The sequence below is a fragment of the Streptomyces malaysiensis subsp. samsunensis genome, from assembly GCF_024519315.1.
In the GTDB taxonomy this organism is placed as follows: Bacteria; Actinomycetota; Actinomycetes; order Streptomycetales; family Streptomycetaceae; genus Streptomyces; species Streptomyces malaysiensis.
This window is the reverse complement of the sequence record NZ_JANIIC010000014.1, coordinates 142,652-157,711: the sequence shown is the minus strand read 5'-3', so window position 1 is coordinate 157,711 and position 15,060 is coordinate 142,652. Positions and strand designations below refer to the sequence as shown.

Sequence of the window (15,060 nt, the reverse complement as noted above, 5' to 3'; positions counted from 1 at the left end):
ATGCGTAATACGCAAGGTTTAGTGCTCTTGGCGCATGACGGTCGTACGGTGGGGGCATGACCTCAGAACACGGGCACGCCTCCCACCACGACGGACCGCACCGCCACGGCGAGGAGCACGACGACGCCGGGCAGGCGGAGATCCTCGACCTGGACGCGGAGGTCCTCGCGGCGCACATCGCGGACATCACCGCCCGGCTGCCGCTCACCGCGCAACCGCGCCGGATCGTGGACCTGGGCTCCGGAACCGGAGCGGGCACCTTCGCCCTCCTGGACCGCTTCCCCGACGCGCACGTCACCGCCGTCGACTCCTCCGCCGGCCACCTCACGCTGCTGCGGGAGAAGGCGTGCGCCCGCGGCCTCGACGGCCGGGTGCACACCGTCGAGGCCGACCTCGACGCGGACGCCTGGCCCGACCTCGGGCGGCCGGACCTGGTGTGGGCCTCGGCCTCGATGCACCACATGGCCCGCCCCGACCGCGCCCTGCGCACCGTCCACGAACTCCTCAGCCCCGGCGGGCTGTTCGCCGTCGTCGAGCTCGACGGCTTCCCCCGCTTCCTGCCCGCCCACGCCCCCGAGGACCGGCCCGGACTCGAGGAGCGGGCCCACGCCGCGACCGACCACTTCCACGCCGAACACGTCCCGCACCGCGGCGCCGACTGGGGGCCGATGCTGACCGCCGCCGGCTTCGACGTCGAGGACGAGCGCACCGTCACCGTCAACATCGACGGCACCCGCAGCGACGCGGTCGGCCGCTACGCCCTGCGGAGCCTTGAGCGCATCCGCGGCGTCGCCGCCCCCGGGCTGGACGCCGAGGACCTCGCCGCCCTCGACGCCCTCCTGGACGAGAGCGGCCCGCACAGCATCGCCCGCCGCGGCGACCTCGCCGTGCGGACCGAGCGCACTGTCTGGGCTGCCCGCCGCCCCTGACACCCGACGCAACCACGACGGTCCGCCGAGCACCATCCGCGCCGGCCGGGCACGACCCTGCCCGCTCGCACCTCCTCCCCGTCGACGACCTCCTGCCAGGCCCGCTCGACTTCGTCGGCGGGCACGACGCCGGGGCGCCGATAGGCGGCGAGGAACCTGATGTTCTCCAGCAAGGTCGGCTCGGCGCCCGACCAGACTTCGTACTCCCAGCCGTGCCGCTCGACCAACTGCCCTGGCCACGCCAACGCCTGCGCGACCTTGGGGTCCTGCAGGCGCGAAGCCGGTTTGACGTTGACGACCCGCACCGTCCCCGAGCGCATCACCAGGAGGAAGTCTGGGACGTGGCTGCGTACCCTCTCTCCGATCCGCGCCACCATGCGTAAGGGCTGAGCGTAGATGCCGCACACCGACGGATCGAAGTCGGCGAGCAGTAGACGGGCGAGCTCCAGGCGGCTCTCGTAGACGACCTGGCCACCCGTCGTCGCCGAGGCGTAGTCGCCCGAGTAGTGCGCCATCCCGTGTACGGAACGGACCCGGCGCCACGGGTCCGACTCGTCGAAGTCCTTCAACCGCAACAGGTCGAAGGGGACTTCGCGAGTCGACCCGTCGACGTACCGAATCGACGCGGTAGGGGTGTTGTGCCTGCTGCGGCTTCTTCGCGGGCGCTGTCCGGCCATACTTGAACGGTGCGAAGCAGGCGCATCACCCAAACCGGGAGATCGTTAACAGTCGACAACTGACCGCTACTGAACGTTACCGCTGCCCATGATCACGCGGAAATGCTCGATCGGTGCTCATGATCACGTGGAAGTGCTCGCGGAACTGCGGAACCCAGATCAGCGTGTAGGTTCCGCAGATTCGTGAGCATTGGTTCCTGCGGAAACGCTGGAATCCGGGGTCTGTGAGCACTGGTTGCGTCGGTCCGCTGTAAGCAATCAGTGGTAGTTGCCCGTGGCTGGGCGGCTGCCGTGGTGACGGATTGTGATGACTGGGCGTACTCGTCACTGATCGGTGATCTGATGGCGAGGGTCAGGGGCGGCTCTTCTGGATCCGGGCCTGGCCAGTTCTTGGACGGCGTCCGCGGTGTGGAGGATCTCGTGGGCTTCGCGCAGGAACTCGCGTCCGCGTTCGGTGGGTGCGAGGGGCTTGGCGGCACGGTCGATGATCTGGAACCCGACCGTCTTTTCGATCCGGATCACTCGCTGGCGGAAGGCGTGGTCGCTTCCCGTGGAGTTCCTCCGAGCGGCGGCGGCGAAGCTGGCGTGACCGGGGACTTGGGTGACGGCCCGAAGCCGGTCGATGGCCTGCGCGGTCATGACCACTTTGCGCATGTCCTCCGACAGGGGATGGCGAAGGTCCAGGTGTCCGACAGCGCTGTAGCAGTGGCCTCCGGAGGGACGGATCGGGATGCCCCAGGCTTTGGCCATCTTGGTGAGGTGGTAATGGGTGACGCCGCGTTCGCGGGCGAGGTTGGCGATGTCGCGTTGGCGTTCGATGTACTCGTTGTGGAGCCATTCGCGGGTGATGCCGGGGCGGTCCGGGATCCGTCGTGGCCGGGGGCGGAGTGGGATGCCTTCTTGCCGGAGGAGTCGGCGGACTGTGCCGGGTCTGCAGGACGCCAGGTTGGCGATGTGCGTGAGTTCCAGCTTCTGGTTCACGTAGAGGTCACGGAGTTGGTCCGGGGCAAGGACGCCTTCGCGGATCTTGGCCTTTCTCACGGTGCGTGTGCTGAGGTGCTTGCCGATCACGTGGCTTGGGGTGGCTGCGCCGGTTTCCGTGAGATCGCAGTAGAGACGGACGTGTTCGGTGGCCAGGCCGAGAGCGTCAGCGGCCTCATGGACGGTGCCGGCCATTGCCAGCAGGTCACGGAATTCGGCTGTGACGACGTCTGTGGGCGAGAGGCCGGGCCATCGGACGCCGGCCACCCATGCCTGGGGTGGTTCCCAGGTGACGGGTTCGATGATCTTGTGGTGGGTGAGGTTGTCTTCGGCCTGCTGGCGAAGGAATGAGCGGAGGGCGCGGGGCGCATGGAACCGGAACTCCGAGCAGTGCCATGCGAATCGGTAGGACGCCCCTTCGGGCGGGGGACGAACCTCGCCGGTCAGCAGCATGAGCAGATACGCGCGCATGAGGAGGACGCGATGCCGCTGACCGGGGTTCCAGCCCTGCTGGGCGCATAACCGTGCATATCTATCGAGATCGAGGGTGACCGTGGTGCTGGTGAAGGGGGCTCGCCGTCGGGCGTAGTCGATGGGAGAGCCGTGCTGGTCCAAGGCGCGGGCGAGTTGGGCCAGTGTGGATGCCAGGGGTGTCAGGTCATGATCGAGATAGAGGCGTCGTTCAATGCTGTCACGATCGGTATTGATCTCGTGATTGCCCAGGAGCGGGCCGACACGTTCGAAGTTCAGTTGGGGCGGCCCGCCGGGAAGCAGGAGAAAGCTGCTGCAGCCACGCCGGAACGTGCCCGCGCGAGGGTCTTTGTTGTCCTTGGGCCGCGGGAGCAGGCGCATCGTCCATCCGGGCCAGAGCATGGCAGGGATCATCGTCGCCCGACGGGTGATGGCGTCGGCGTGGAGGTCCGGCCAGCGCGGTCGGGGGCTCGCGCTGGCGTAACGAAGCCGGGCGTGCAAGGTGGCCTGGGGGTCGAGCTTGGCCAGCACGCGCCCGACCAGTTCGGGACCGCTCCAGGTCCATCGGTCGGCCATCGCGCCGATGTTGTTCTTCGAGGTCTTCAGCAGTGAGCGGTCGGCTTCGAGGATCCACTCGAAGAGTGCCTCGTGGTCGGCATGGCCGGGGTGGAGGGCGATGCGGGCCAGTGCGGTGCCGATGGCGGCGTTGTGGGCGTCGTGCCCGACATCTTCGCTGGTCAGTTGTGGTAACTCTCCGCCGCATTCGGTCACCACGGTGTGCAGGACTTCCGGTGCCCGGTCAGCGATGGTGTGCAGGCCACGCAGAATGCGCCAGGCCAGAGCGTAGCGCTGCTTGACCTCGGCCAGTGCGGTCGGCCTTGCGGCTGGTTCGCCGTTCAGCAGGGTGGTGATGTACCGCTGGGCGGCCAGCACGAGTCCCGAGGCGGGCAGCGGGGTGGCCGGGGCCTGCGTGAGGTCAGCCCCGCAGGCCGCTCTGAGACCGAGACTCTTGTGGGCTCGCGTGCAGGTGCCCGTTGCGCGGGGGCCGAGCCGCCTTGCTTTCCAGGGATGCGGGGGCTGGTGGCAGTCGGGACAGAAGTCCAGCAGCAGCGTGTTGTGGTTGGGACAGGCGAAGGCCCACGGGAGGCGCCAGAAGACCGGTCCGCGGCCGGCGTTCTCGCCCAGGCACCCAGGACAGTAGCGGGCTCGGCTTCCGCTGAATCTCCAGGCCGGTGGTCTGGTCAGTTTGCGCCGGTCGGGCAGGATCGCCACTGCCAGTCCGTCGTAGGGTTCGAGCGTCATGTGGGTGAGTACCTGCCGTTCGACGCCGGTGGCCCGCTCCAAGGCGGCCGCTTCGTCGGCGGTGAGCCCTAACGCAAGGTGTGACGTGCGGGCACCGGGCAGCCCGGCGGCTTCGAGGAAGACGCTGTTGGTGACGCGGAGACGTCGGGCGTAGGCGCCGATCCAGCTCTCCAGTGCCTCGCCGGGCAGCGGCGTGACCACGAGGGGGATGCGGTCGGGAGTCCAGAGCGTCATGCCGGCCGCTTCAGGGACGGTGAGCGCGTAACCGGGCGCGTGGTCAAAAGCCCTGCCTTGATAGCGGCCTCGAGTTCCACGCGGGCCTCCTCCGCCGCCGCGTCGTTCTTGACCTGGTTCATCAGGTCTTCGTCGAGGCGCTCGTGACCGTGGCGGATCGCCCGCAGACAGCCGCGGTTGATCAGCGACATCAGCGAGGCGAAGTGCCCGGTCGAGCGGGCGTAGAGGTAGTCCGAGAGGTCCTCGGCCAGCATGCCGGGGAACTTCTCCGCGAGGACCAGCTGCTGTTCGATCGTCTTCAGCAGCGTCCTCCACCGCAGACGGCCCTGCTCGCTTTCGACCTCGAAAGGCCGCAGGGTCAGCGGGGTGGTGCGGCGCCCGAACTGGGCGAAGAGAGAGTCTCCGTGGCCCAGCCCTTCCTTGAGGATGCCGCGGTGCTGGACTCCGACACCCACATAGATCAAGGTGACCGGGAAGACGTTCGACAGATACTTCAACTGGTTGGCCATCCTGGACGAGTTGGTCCTCGAGCCCGCCAGGAAGTGCACATCATCCACGATGATCGCGGTGGTCTTCATGCTCAGCACCGCGTCGACGGCCCGCTCGGCCAGAGTGTCGGCGTCCCCGGTGACCGGCAGGCCGTAGAAGCGGCAGATCGAGGCGTTCAGCCCGCGGATCTGCGTATTGCCGCTGAGAGCGATGTAGATCACCGGGACCCTGCGGTCCCCGCTGGGCGTGGTCTCCCCTCGCAGGGCGACCTGCTTGCGGTAGAGCCCACAGCCGTAAGCCCGCACTGCTGTACTCTTCCCCAGCCCCGGATACGCGTCCACCAGCGCGGCCGGCTTGGTCTTGTCGCCGTCGTGCCGGTTCGACTCCACGATCTCCGCAAGCCCATCGTGCAGCGCGAGGAGCTGGGGCGTGTCGATCGGGCCGATATTGGCGTGCCAGACCTCCCGGCCGTCGTTGTGCACCAACAAATCCCGCGGCGAGAGGCCGGCGAGCTCGGCCCGGGTGAGCTGCTTGGGCTTGACGCGGTCCGGGCCGTTGACCTCCTGCAGCCAGCCCGGAAGCCGGGTGGGCGAGTACTGGCGGTCGTCGCCTTCGAACGGCACGAGGCCCTCGGCCGGACTCAACGGCTCTCCCAGACGTCGGAGTAGTACTCATCCTCATCGACCGGTCCCGAGGACTCCTCGTCTGCCGGGGCTGCCTCGCACTCCTCGTCCTCGTCGTCGTCTCCGCCCAGGTCCTCATCCGCAGGCGCGACCAACTGCAGATCTGATACTGCCTCCCGACCCGCTCCCGCGTCCGGCGAACCGAGCGCTGCCAGACGGCGCACGGAGGGAAGCGCGGCGATCTCGTCGACTTCGGGGTCGTCTTCGCCGACCAGCCGCAGCCGGTCCTGCGACAAGCGCACCGCCATGCGCCGCTCGGTCCGGTCCTCGGTCAGCCCGGCACCCCAGCGTTCCAGCAACTCGATCAGGGCGCGTTTGGTGTCCGGGAAACGATGCGTCTTGGCCGCGATCCGACGTGCGTACTTCAACGCCTCCAAGCTGGCCGGCCCATCCAATGCCGGGGCATGCTCCCAGTCCAGGGTGTGCCATAGGTGTGGCTGCTTCGGATCCTGAAAGTAGATCTTCCGGATGTCGCCGCGATCCACGGCGACGGGCCATTTACCGGCCTGTTCGCCGCGGTGCGGGCTGATCTGATTGCGGTAGTCGTCGAGCCCGTCCCCGTTGTAGCGGAGCCCGTTGATCTCCACCCCGTAGTGGTGGATGGGGCACCACTCCTCTTCCAGGAACTCGAACGTGAGGCCCGGCCTGGACGGGATGCGCAACGGCCCAGCCCGGTTCACACCGTGCTCGAACATCTCCAGCGGGCTCAGCTTCAGACCCGGGATCTCCGGGACAGTCAGCCCTCGGTGGTGCCGCCTGTGATAGATCAAAGTGATCCACTCGCGGATGATCATTTCAAGCTCGTCCAGGAAGAAGTACGGCCTCGTCCTCCACCTTCTCTCCCCGGCTGTGCACGTCCGGCCCCTTGTAGCCGGGAAGTGCCGCCAGAAGCCCCTGGTTCAACGTCTTGAACCACCGCTCCACCGGCTTGTCGGTAGGCGTATAGGGGCGAGCCGGCTGCAGGGAGATGCCGAGCTTCGCGCTGACGCTCGCGATGTGGTTCGAGACGTAGATCTTGCCGTGGTCGTAGATGATCGTCTCCGCTGCGACTGCGGGCAGCAGCGGCTGGCCGTGCGCGTCCACCAGCTTCTCCGCGTCGAACACCACCGTGGAAGGAACCCCGCAGTACGGAAGCGGCTCGCCCGTTCCGGCAGACGACACCTCCCGCGGTCGGATCGTCTCGAACAGGACACCGGCCACATCGGTCGACTTCGTCGATACCGGCGTCAGACGCAACCCGGTGATCACCTTGCTGTAGAGGTCCATGGCCACGGTAAGTTCGCACTGCACCCACCGGCAGGTCACCGGCTCCATTGCGAAGACATCCAGGCTGTTGGTGTCCAGCACGATGTACTCACCCGGCCGCGTCGCCCGCAGCTTGCCGAAGACCCCCTGCGGGCGGTTCGCGATGGACCGCTTCCCCTTCGTGCTGCCCTCGAACGCGTTGGTTCCCCGGCTGAGTTCCTTCAGCAGTTCGTAGCCCGTGGTCTGCTTCGGAACCCTCACCACATCGCGGCCGTACTTCTTGGCCACTCGTTCTTCGATCTCCATCAACACCAGGCCACGAACCGGGCGGCTGGACTTCTCCAGGCCCCCGATCACCGTGCGTGCCATGTCCAACCAGCGCGGATCTGCCCGATCCAGCACGCTTTTGGGCTGGCGCTTGCTCACCAGCCCGGCTGGCCCGGCCTCCTTGACCTTGGACACCCAACGGCGCACCGTCGCTGGGTCGACTCCGAGCTCGGCGGCCTTTGCGCGGTACCGGTGCATCAAAGGCACCCCTGGCGCATAGTCCGGCCGTGGCTCACCCTCCAAGGCCAGCTCGGAAGAACCCAGTTGAAAGCCGAAGCGAACTTCTTGCACATGCCGGAACCGAACGGTGAGCCCGTCGTCCTCCGCACTACTGAGACCGCCCAGCAACACTGCGGCTGCCGGTTCCGCAGGCGAGGCCTCCACCAGGAACTCGGTAGAGGGGTGTGCCAGCAGCACCGACAAGTCGACCTGCCGCCAAGTGGGGCGGCCCTCTGCCGACATCTGCTGAAGGAGGATGCGGCGGCCCTCGATCTCCGCGATCGTGAACTGCTCGCCGTCATAGGTGAGCGGCAGACCTGTCCGAAGAGTCGTTGTCCAGGCGTTCACACTGACCTCCGCAGAACCCAGTCGCCACTCAGCGGGCGGGACAAATCAGTGGTCAGCCGGCCCGACCACACCAGCGCCAAGAGCGGAGGTCGCGCCTCGTGGTCGGGGCGCCCAGCTGCCAGCCGTCGCTCGGCGACGCCGAGTCGGTCACCGTCCTGCACACTTTCCCAAGCACGTTCGATCTCGACCTCCGGGACCACGCCCGGGCGACGGTAGGCCGCGAGGAACCGGACGTTCTCCAGGACTACCCGGTCCGCCCCGGACCAGATCTCGTACTCCCAACCGTGCCGTTCGACCAGTTCACCCGGCCAGGCCAACGCCTCCGCGATCTTCGGATCAGTGAGCCGATCCGCAGGCTTGACGTTCACCACCCGCACCACCCCCGACTCCATGACCAGCAGGAAGTCCGGCACATGCCGACGTACCCGATCGCCAACCCGGGCGGTCAAGTGGCACGGCTGGGCATAGATCCCACGCACGGCAGGATCCATGTCAGCCAGGAGAAGCCGTGCCAGCTCCAAGCGGCTCTCATAGACCACGGGCCCGGCCATCGTTGCCGACGCGTACCGCCCTGAGTAGTGCGCCTGGCCGTGGACCGAGCGAAACCTCCGCCATGGAACCGACCATGTGAAATCCGCCAACCGCAGATCCTTGAACGGGACCTTCCGTACGGACGCGTCGTCGTAGCGGACTGACGCCATCGGCTGTTCGTACTTCCCACGCACCCGGGCTGGACTCTGAATGGCCATAGGTCGGAAGCTAGTTACCCTGCGGAGTCAGTGCGCACAGAACCTTGGAATTGCGCATTCGGTGCGCATCTCACGGGTACAGTGCGCGGTTAATTGCGGAACCTACAGGCGGCCCCAGCCGCGCGGCCTTGAGGGTCATGTGCAGCAGCAGCCGGTCCTCGCCCGCGTCCAGGTCGAGACCGGTCAGCTGCCGTACCCGGGAGAGGCGGTAGTAGAGCGTCTGCCGGTGGATGCCCAGCCGCTGGGCGGTGCGTCCGGCCTGGCCCGCGCAGTCGAGGAAGGTCTCGGCGGTGCGGGCGAGTTCGGCGTGGGCGGGCTCCAGCAGGGGCCGTACGGCGGCGTCCGGCTGGAGCGCGGGCAGGGCGGCCAGCAGCCGGTACGGGCCGATGGCACTCCACTCCGCGACCGGCCCCAGGCGCGGGTCGGCGTGGGCCGCCCGCGCGGCGGCCAGGGCCTCCTGCCAGGCGGCGGGCAGCTCCTCCAGTCCGCGCCGGGGCGCGCTGACCCCCGCGGCCGCCTTGGTCGGCGGCTCCCCCCGGGCCACGGCCGCAGCCGTACCACCGGCCGTGGCCCGGGGGGAGCGCAGCAGCTGTTCGGCCGTGGTGCGGGCCGGGTCCAGGGCGGTGGCCGCGCGCAGCCGGACCAGCGCCGCGAGCCCCGCCCCGGCCGTCGCGTCCCCGGGCAGCGCGCACGCGGCCACGATGCCCGGGAGGTGGGGGAGGCCCGGGTGGTCCGCGTCCTCGCCGGTCCCCGGTGTCCATGGCACCACCGCCACCAGCGCCAGCGGCCCGTCGGCCGCTCCGCGCAGCGCGGTCCGCAGCTGGGTGCGGGCGGCGTCCCGTCCGGCCGGCGGTGCGGTCAGCACATCGCGCAGCAGCTCGCCGAGCTCCTCCCCGGCCCGCGCCTCGGCCGCCAGCAGTGCCCCGATGCGGGCCGCGGTCTCCATGGCGCGGGCCAGCCGGGGGTCGGGGGCGCCCGTGGGGCCGCCCAGCTCCAGATCGGAGAGATGGCCGTCGTCCAGCAGCCAGACATAGCCGTGCACCACCCCGCGGTGCCGGACGGGCAGGCAGATACGTCCCATGAACACCCCGGCCGCCGGGTCGGGCGGAATCCGCAGCGGCGCCTGCGCCCGTGCGATCCCGAACGCCTCGAACCAGGCCCGTACCGCCGAGGTCGAGCGGCGCTGGAGGATCGAGCGGGTGCGCACCGGGTCCAGCGCGGGCTCCTCCGTGTCCTCGCCGTCCTCACTGTCCTGGGCGCCGAAGGCGATCAGTGCGAAGTCCCGGTTCTCCAGGGTCGCGGGTGCCCGGAGCACCGCCGTGATCTCGTCCACCAGTTGCTGGTAGTCGTCGCGCATGGGTCCCGCCTCTTCCCGGATTCGCCCCTCACATTCTCATACAGGTGTCTGAGATCCCGGCCACGGATGCGTGACAGCTGTCGATGGTCCGGGATCCGCGCCATCCTTAGGTTTCACGGTGAGTCGTCGATGCCGTTCATCGGCCGTCATCGTGGAGGTGCCCCGATGCTGGGACCCGTGCTGCTCGCCGCTTCGCGCAGTGCCGCCATCCGCCGTATCGTCTCGGCCGCGCCGGTCACCCGCCCGATGGTGGACCGCTTCATCGCCGGGGAGCGGCTGGCCGAGTCCCTGGGGGCGGTGCGGTCGCTGACCGCCCGCGGCCTGGAGGTCACCCTGGACCATCTGGGCGAGGACGTGACCGACCGGGCCGAGGCGCTGCGCAGCCGTGACGCCTATCTGGCGCTGACCGAGGCGCTGGCCACCGAGGGGCTCGCGGGGCGCGCGGAGATGTCCGTGAAGCTCTCCGCCTTCGGACAGGCGCTGCCCGGGGGCCACGATCTGGCGCTGGCCAATGTGACCCCGGTCGTGGAGGCCGCCACCGCGGCGGGCACCACGGTAACCCTCGACATGGAGGACCACACCACGGTGGACTCCACCCTCGCCGTCCTCGCCGAGCTGCGCGGCCGCTTCCCGCAGACCGGCGCGGTCCTCCAGTCCTATCTCTTCCGGACCGAGGACGACTGCCGGGCACTGGCCGGGGAAGGCTCCCGGGTGCGGCTGGTGAAGGGCGCGTACAAGGAGCCGGCGAGCGTCGCCCACCAGGACAAGCGCGAGGTGGACCGGGCCTATGTGCGCTGCCTGAAGATCCTTATGGCCGGTGAGGGCTACCCCATGATCGGTTCGCACGATCCGCGCATGGTCGCCATCGCCCAGGACCTCGCGCACCGGCTCGGGCGCAAGCTGGACGAGTACGAGTTCCAGATGCTGTACGGGATCCGCGCGGCGGAGCAGGAGCGGCTGGTGGCCGAAGGTCACCGTATGCGGGTTTACGTCCCGTATGGCACAGACTGGTATGGGTACTTCATGCGCCGCCTCGCGGAGCGCCCCGCCAACCTCACATTCTTCCTGCGCTCGCTGGTCGGCCGTCGCTGACCGCTCCCGCCATCGCAGACCTCGCAACCCGACGATCGAAGGAGACAACGGCCATCATGGACGCCGTCACCCAGGTCCCCGTGCCGGTGAACGAGCCGGTGCACAGCTACGCCCCCGGCACCCCGGAGCGCGCCCGCCTCGAGACCAGGCTCAAGGAGCTCGGCGAGAACCCCATCGACCTGCCGATGACCATCGGCGGTGAGAAGCGGATGGGAGCGGGGGAGCGCTTCGACGTCGTCCAGCCGCACGACCACTCCGCCCGCCTGGGCACCTACGCCAACGCCACCCGGCAGGACGCGCGGGACGCGATCGACGCCGCCCTGGCCGCGGCCCCGGCGTGGCGCGCGCTGAGCTTCGACGACCGCGCCGCGGTCATCCTCAAGGCCGCCGATCTGCTCTCCGGCCCCTGGCGGGAGAAGCTGGCCGCCTCCACCATGCTGGGCCAGTCGAAGACCGCGCAGCAGGCCGAGATCGACACCCCCTGTGAGCTGATCGACTTCTGGCGCTTCAATGTCCACTTCGCGCGTCAGATCCTGGCCGAGCAGCCGGTGACCAACTCGCCCGGGGTCTGGAACCGCACCGACCACCGGCCGCTGGAGGGGTTCGTCTACGCGATCACCCCCTTCAACTTCTCCGCCATCGCGGGCAACCTCCCGACCGCCCCCGCCCTGATGGGCAATGTGGTGATCTGGAAGCCGTCGCCGACCCAGACGCACGCCGCCGTGCTGCTGATGGAGCTGCTGGAGGAGGCCGGGCTGCCCAAGGGCGTGATCAACCTGGTCACGGGGGACGGCAAGGAGGTCTCCGAGGTGGCGCTGGCCCACCCGGACCTCGCGGGCATCCACTTCACCGGTTCGACCCGGACCTTCCAGTACCTGTGGAAGACGGTCGGCAACAACATCGAGAACTACAAGACCTATCCGCGGCTGGTCGGGGAGACCGGCGGCAAGGACTTCATCGTCGCCCACCCGTCCGCCGACCCGGCGGTGCTGAAGACGGCGATGACCCGCGGCGCCTTCGAGTTCCAGGGCCAGAAGTGCTCCGCGGCCTCCCGTGCCTATGTGCCGCGCTCCCTGTGGGAGAACGGCCTCAAGGAGGAGTTCGCCACCGAGGTCGACGGGCTGACCATGGGCGATGTGACCGAACTGGGCAACTTCATGGGCGCGGTCATCGACGAGCGCGCCTTCGCCAAGAACAAGGCGGCGATCGACCGGGCGGCGTCCGATCCGACGGTCGAGATCGTCGCGGGCGGCACCTACGACGACAGCGAGGGCTGGTTCGTCCGCCCGACCGTGCTGGTCTCCACCGACCCGGAGAACGAGATCTTCAAGGACGAGTACTTCGGCCCGATCCTCGGGGTGTACGTCTACGAGGACGGCGAGTACGACGCGATGCTCCAGCAGATGGAGTCGGCCGCCCCGTACGGGCTGACCGGCGCCGTGATCGCGCAGGACCGCGCGGCCGCCGCCGCCACCTGCGAGGCGCTGCGCTTCGCGGCCGGCAACTTCTACATCAACGACAAGCCGACCGGTGCCGTCGTCGGCCAGCAGCCCTTCGGCGGCGGCCGCGCGTCCGGCACCAACGACAAGGCTGGCGCCAAGCAGAACCTGATGCGCTGGACCTCCACCCGCTCCATCAAGGAGACCCTGGTCCCGCCGACCGACTACCGCTACCCGCACATGGGCTGACCCCGCCCGAAGGGGCCGTCCCGCACGCCCCGCAACCCCGCCCCCGGACCGCTTTCGTGTGGTCCGGGGGCACGGTGCTGTCAGGGGGCGCGTAGGGGGAAATCTGTGGACGCCCGATACGCGGCGGTGCTAGCGTCAACCAGTCAAGTAGGCACTATTTACCGCAGTTTACGTGGGTAACCAGGCGCGGGACGGCCCACGGATGCGATCGGCCGCCGTTGGTCGAGGCCGGACGGGGGTCGGCCTCGATCACCGGCGCGACGCCGAAATGTGCTCACCCTGGGTCAGTGGCCGATGTCACGCTGTTCGCGTCTCAGATAGTAGGACGTCCGACTAATTGTGCAGACACTGACGCTCCGCTGCCTTACTTTTGTGGAAGCCGAACGTCTCGCTGGATCCAGCGATGGCGGCAGCGGCCGGTGCAATCGCGCAGGTGACCCCTGCCGCACCCAGGCCCCCGCCCCTTCCGGCAGCCACCTTCTCGGGAAGCTTTCCTTCCTCCCGGTCCACCGGGGTTCAGCAGAGGAGATGTGATCATGGCCGAGACGACTGTCCGCAGGATCCGCCGCAAGACCGACGACACGGACCGCAAGAAGGCGGCCGCCGCGCTCCAGCGCGCCCTGGACCGCAGGGACAACGGCGGTGCGACCGGTCACTGACCTCCGGGCCGGGTGACCTCGAAGCGGTCCACCCGCTCGCCCGACTCCGCCAGGGCCGTGACCGTCAGCCTGGGGCGGGGACCCGGCTCCACCTCCACCGCGAGGAAGGAGAAGCCGGTGTAGCGGACCCGGGACCAGTCCACGCCGGCCCGGTTCTTCTCCCCGTCCTCCGTCCAGTGGTAGCTCTTCACCTCGTCGAGGTCCTTGACATGCCCCTCGTAGCTGTCGGGCACCGGGAACTCGTAGAGCTTCGCGCCCGCCCCGCCCGCCGTCACATAGACGATCCCGTCGCGCACCGCGTCGGCGCCGCCCTCCACCGGGACCCGGCGGGTGACCTTGCCGCCCCGGATGGCGTCGGTCCGCTCGTAGACGTGGTTGTGGCCGTTGATGACCAGGTCCACCTGGTGTTTCTCGAACAGCGGCACCCAGGTGTCGCGCACTCCGCCGTCCGAGGCGTGGGCGCTGGTCGTGGAGTAGGCGCAGTGGTGGAAGAAGACCACCAGGAAGTCGATGCCGGGCCGGTCGCGCAGCTGCCCCAGGCGCCGGTCCAGCCAGCGGGTCTGGGCGCCGTCCGTGTACCCCTTGTTGACGGGGATCTCGTACGACACGTCATTGGCGTCCAGGGCGATCACGCCCACGTTCCCGTAGACGAACGAATAGACGCCGGGCGCCTTGCGCGGGTCCGGGCCGTTGTCCGGCAGCGACCAGCGGGCCAGCTGGCCGCCGTAGCCGTCGGGGGAGTACCACGCCTCCATGTCGTGATTGCCGGTGGTCACCATCCACGGCACGCTCGCCGCGACCGAGTCGGTCTGGGCGAGGAAGGAGTCCCAGACCCGGGCGTCGTACAGGTCGGACTTCTTCCCATGGCCGGTGGTGTCCGCGTAGCACAGATCCCCGGCGTGCAGATGGAACGACGGATTCTGGCCAAGGATCAGCTGGTCGTTGGCGAGTGCGTCATAGCTCACGCCCTGGTCGCCGAAGGCGGTGAAGACGAACTTCCCGGGCCGCTCCGGCGCGGTGCGGAAGGTGCCCACGGACGCGAAGTGACGCGGTTCGGCCGGGTCGCGGTCCGCGTGGCCGACGCCGTAGTAATAGATGACCCCGGGACGCAGGCCCTCCACCCCGGCGTGCAGATAGAACTGGTCCACCGCGGGCAGCTCGCCGCCCAGCGACGGGGTGTGCAGATGGCGGACCTCGGCCTCGACCTTGCGGGTGAGCTCCAGCGGGCTCGTGCCGATCCGCACAAACGGCTTCCGCACCGCGAACGGCACCTGCCAGGAGATCCGCATCTGGGTCCGCGGATCGGCGCCGAAGGCCAGATGGCGGCCGAACGGGGCGACCCGCGCACCGTCCACCGTGGCTGCCCCCGGCCCCGGCCTCCGGGTCGCGGCCGGCGCCGGCTTGGCGTCGGCCGCGCACGCCGCCCCGCCCAGCAGCCCCGCGCCCGCGACCGTGCCCGCCGCGGCGGCGCCCCCGCGCAGCACCCGGCGGCGGGAGAGCCGGTCACGCAGATACTCGTGCTGCTCCGCCAGGGTCATCCGCCGGGCGAGCCGCTCGGGTATACCGAACCGTGGTGTGTCCATGGACCGGAATGTCCCCCGGGCGGTCAA

Annotated in this window: 11 protein-coding genes and 2 pseudogenes; 4 read left to right on the top strand and 9 right to left on the bottom strand. The window is 69.2% G+C overall.

Features of this window, described 5'->3' with window-relative positions; all coding sequences use genetic code 11:
• The first annotated feature begins 56 nt into the window (after nucleotides 1-56).
• Nucleotides 57-929 carry a class I SAM-dependent methyltransferase gene (locus NQU54_RS14930; protein WP_257631472.1) on the top strand — a complete coding sequence of 291 codons (873 nt, stop codon included), beginning with the start codon at nucleotides 57-59 and terminating at the stop codon, nucleotides 927-929.
• A gap of 68 nt (nucleotides 930-997) precedes the next feature.
• Here the strand turns inward: NQU54_RS14930 and NQU54_RS14925 are convergent.
• The 8 genes and pseudogenes from NQU54_RS14925 to NQU54_RS14895 all read right to left on the bottom strand — a co-directional run.
• Nucleotides 998-1,606: pseudogene (locus NQU54_RS14925) on the bottom strand (TnsA-like heteromeric transposase endonuclease subunit); the annotation flags it as partial.
• Nucleotides 1,607-1,930: 324 nt separating this feature from the next.
• On the bottom strand, nucleotides 1,931-3,991 hold the full coding sequence (locus tag NQU54_RS14920) for a LysR family transcriptional regulator (protein WP_257631471.1): 2,061 nt from the start codon (nucleotides 3,989-3,991) through the stop codon (nucleotides 1,931-1,933).
• Between the two features lie 183 nt (nucleotides 3,992-4,174).
• Nucleotides 4,175-4,594, bottom strand: a pseudogene (locus tag NQU54_RS50085) (TniQ family protein); the annotation flags it as partial.
• Complete coding sequence (locus tag NQU54_RS14915) at nucleotides 4,591-5,727, bottom strand: ATP-binding protein (RefSeq protein ID WP_257631470.1); 1,137 nt, start codon at nucleotides 5,725-5,727, stop codon at nucleotides 4,591-4,593. The pseudogene NQU54_RS50085 and the gene NQU54_RS14915, both read right to left, overlap by 4 nt.
• Complete coding sequence (locus tag NQU54_RS14910) at nucleotides 5,724-6,560, bottom strand: hypothetical protein (protein WP_257631469.1); 837 nt, start codon at nucleotides 6,558-6,560, stop codon at nucleotides 5,724-5,726. The genes NQU54_RS14915 and NQU54_RS14910 overlap by 4 nt, the downstream gene beginning before the upstream one ends.
• A gap of 1 nt (nucleotide 6,561) precedes the next feature.
• The gene (locus NQU54_RS14905; RefSeq protein ID WP_257631468.1) at nucleotides 6,562-7,905 is read right to left on the bottom strand and encodes a helix-turn-helix domain-containing protein; all 1,344 of its coding nucleotides are present in this window, start codon (nucleotides 7,903-7,905) and stop codon (nucleotides 6,562-6,564) included.
• Nucleotides 7,902-8,606 carry a TnsA-like heteromeric transposase endonuclease subunit gene (locus NQU54_RS14900; RefSeq protein WP_257631467.1) on the bottom strand — a complete coding sequence of 235 codons (705 nt, stop codon included), beginning with the start codon at nucleotides 8,604-8,606 and terminating at the stop codon, nucleotides 7,902-7,904. Before NQU54_RS14900 ends, NQU54_RS14905 begins: the two co-directional genes overlap by 4 nt.
• Nucleotides 8,607-8,724: 118 nt before the next feature.
• Entirely contained in the window at nucleotides 8,725-10,011 is a 1,287-nt protein-coding gene (locus NQU54_RS14895; RefSeq protein ID WP_257631466.1) for a PucR family transcriptional regulator, read from the bottom strand.
• A 165-nt stretch (nucleotides 10,012-10,176) separates the two neighbouring features.
• On the opposite strand from NQU54_RS14895, the gene NQU54_RS14890 reads away from it, so the two are divergent.
• The 3 genes from NQU54_RS14890 to NQU54_RS14880 all read left to right on the top strand — a co-directional run bounded on the left by NQU54_RS14890 (nucleotide 10,177) and on the right by NQU54_RS14880 (nucleotide 13,450).
• Nucleotides 10,177-11,103: a proline dehydrogenase family protein gene (locus tag NQU54_RS14890; RefSeq protein ID WP_257631465.1), complete on the top strand. Its 927-nt coding sequence runs from the start codon at nucleotides 10,177-10,179 to the stop codon at nucleotides 11,101-11,103.
• Nucleotides 11,104-11,159: 56 nt separating this feature from the next.
• Nucleotides 11,160-12,791: an L-glutamate gamma-semialdehyde dehydrogenase gene (gene pruA, locus NQU54_RS14885; RefSeq protein ID WP_257631464.1), complete on the top strand. Its 1,632-nt coding sequence runs from the start codon at nucleotides 11,160-11,162 to the stop codon at nucleotides 12,789-12,791.
• Between the two features lie 536 nt (nucleotides 12,792-13,327).
• On the top strand, nucleotides 13,328-13,450 hold the full coding sequence (locus NQU54_RS14880) for a hypothetical protein (protein WP_087684456.1): 123 nt from the start codon (nucleotides 13,328-13,330) through the stop codon (nucleotides 13,448-13,450).
• On the opposite strand, the gene NQU54_RS14875 is transcribed toward NQU54_RS14880, so the two are convergent.
• A complete protein-coding gene (locus tag NQU54_RS14875; protein WP_257631463.1) occupies nucleotides 13,444-15,033 on the bottom strand; it encodes a purple acid phosphatase family protein in 1,590 nt (529 codons plus the stop codon). The genes NQU54_RS14880 and NQU54_RS14875 overlap by 7 nt on opposite strands.
• Nucleotides 15,034-15,060 lie beyond the last annotated feature (27 nt).

Bases quoted from the DNA above. Each gene is read 5' to 3' on its own strand.
- NQU54_RS14900 (WP_257631467.1), bottom strand. From the start codon at position 8,606: ATGGCGTCAGTCCGCTACGACGACGCGTCCGTACGGAAGGTCCCGTTC.
- pruA (WP_257631464.1), top strand. From the start codon at position 11,160: ATGGACGCCGTCACCCAGGTCCCCGTGCCGGTGAACGAGCCGGTGCAC.
- NQU54_RS14890 (WP_257631465.1), top strand. From the start codon at position 10,177: ATGCTGGGACCCGTGCTGCTCGCCGCTTCGCGCAGTGCCGCCATCCGC.
- NQU54_RS14880 (WP_087684456.1), top strand. From the start codon at position 13,328: ATGGCCGAGACGACTGTCCGCAGGATCCGCCGCAAGACCGACGACACG.
- NQU54_RS14910 (WP_257631469.1), bottom strand. From the start codon at position 6,560: ATGATCATCCGCGAGTGGATCACTTTGATCTATCACAGGCGGCACCAC.
- NQU54_RS14875 (WP_257631463.1), bottom strand. From the start codon at position 15,033: ATGGACACACCACGGTTCGGTATACCCGAGCGGCTCGCCCGGCGGATG.
- NQU54_RS14895 (WP_257631466.1), bottom strand. From the start codon at position 10,011: ATGCGCGACGACTACCAGCAACTGGTGGACGAGATCACGGCGGTGCTC.
- NQU54_RS14930 (WP_257631472.1), top strand. From the start codon at position 57: ATGACCTCAGAACACGGGCACGCCTCCCACCACGACGGACCGCACCGC.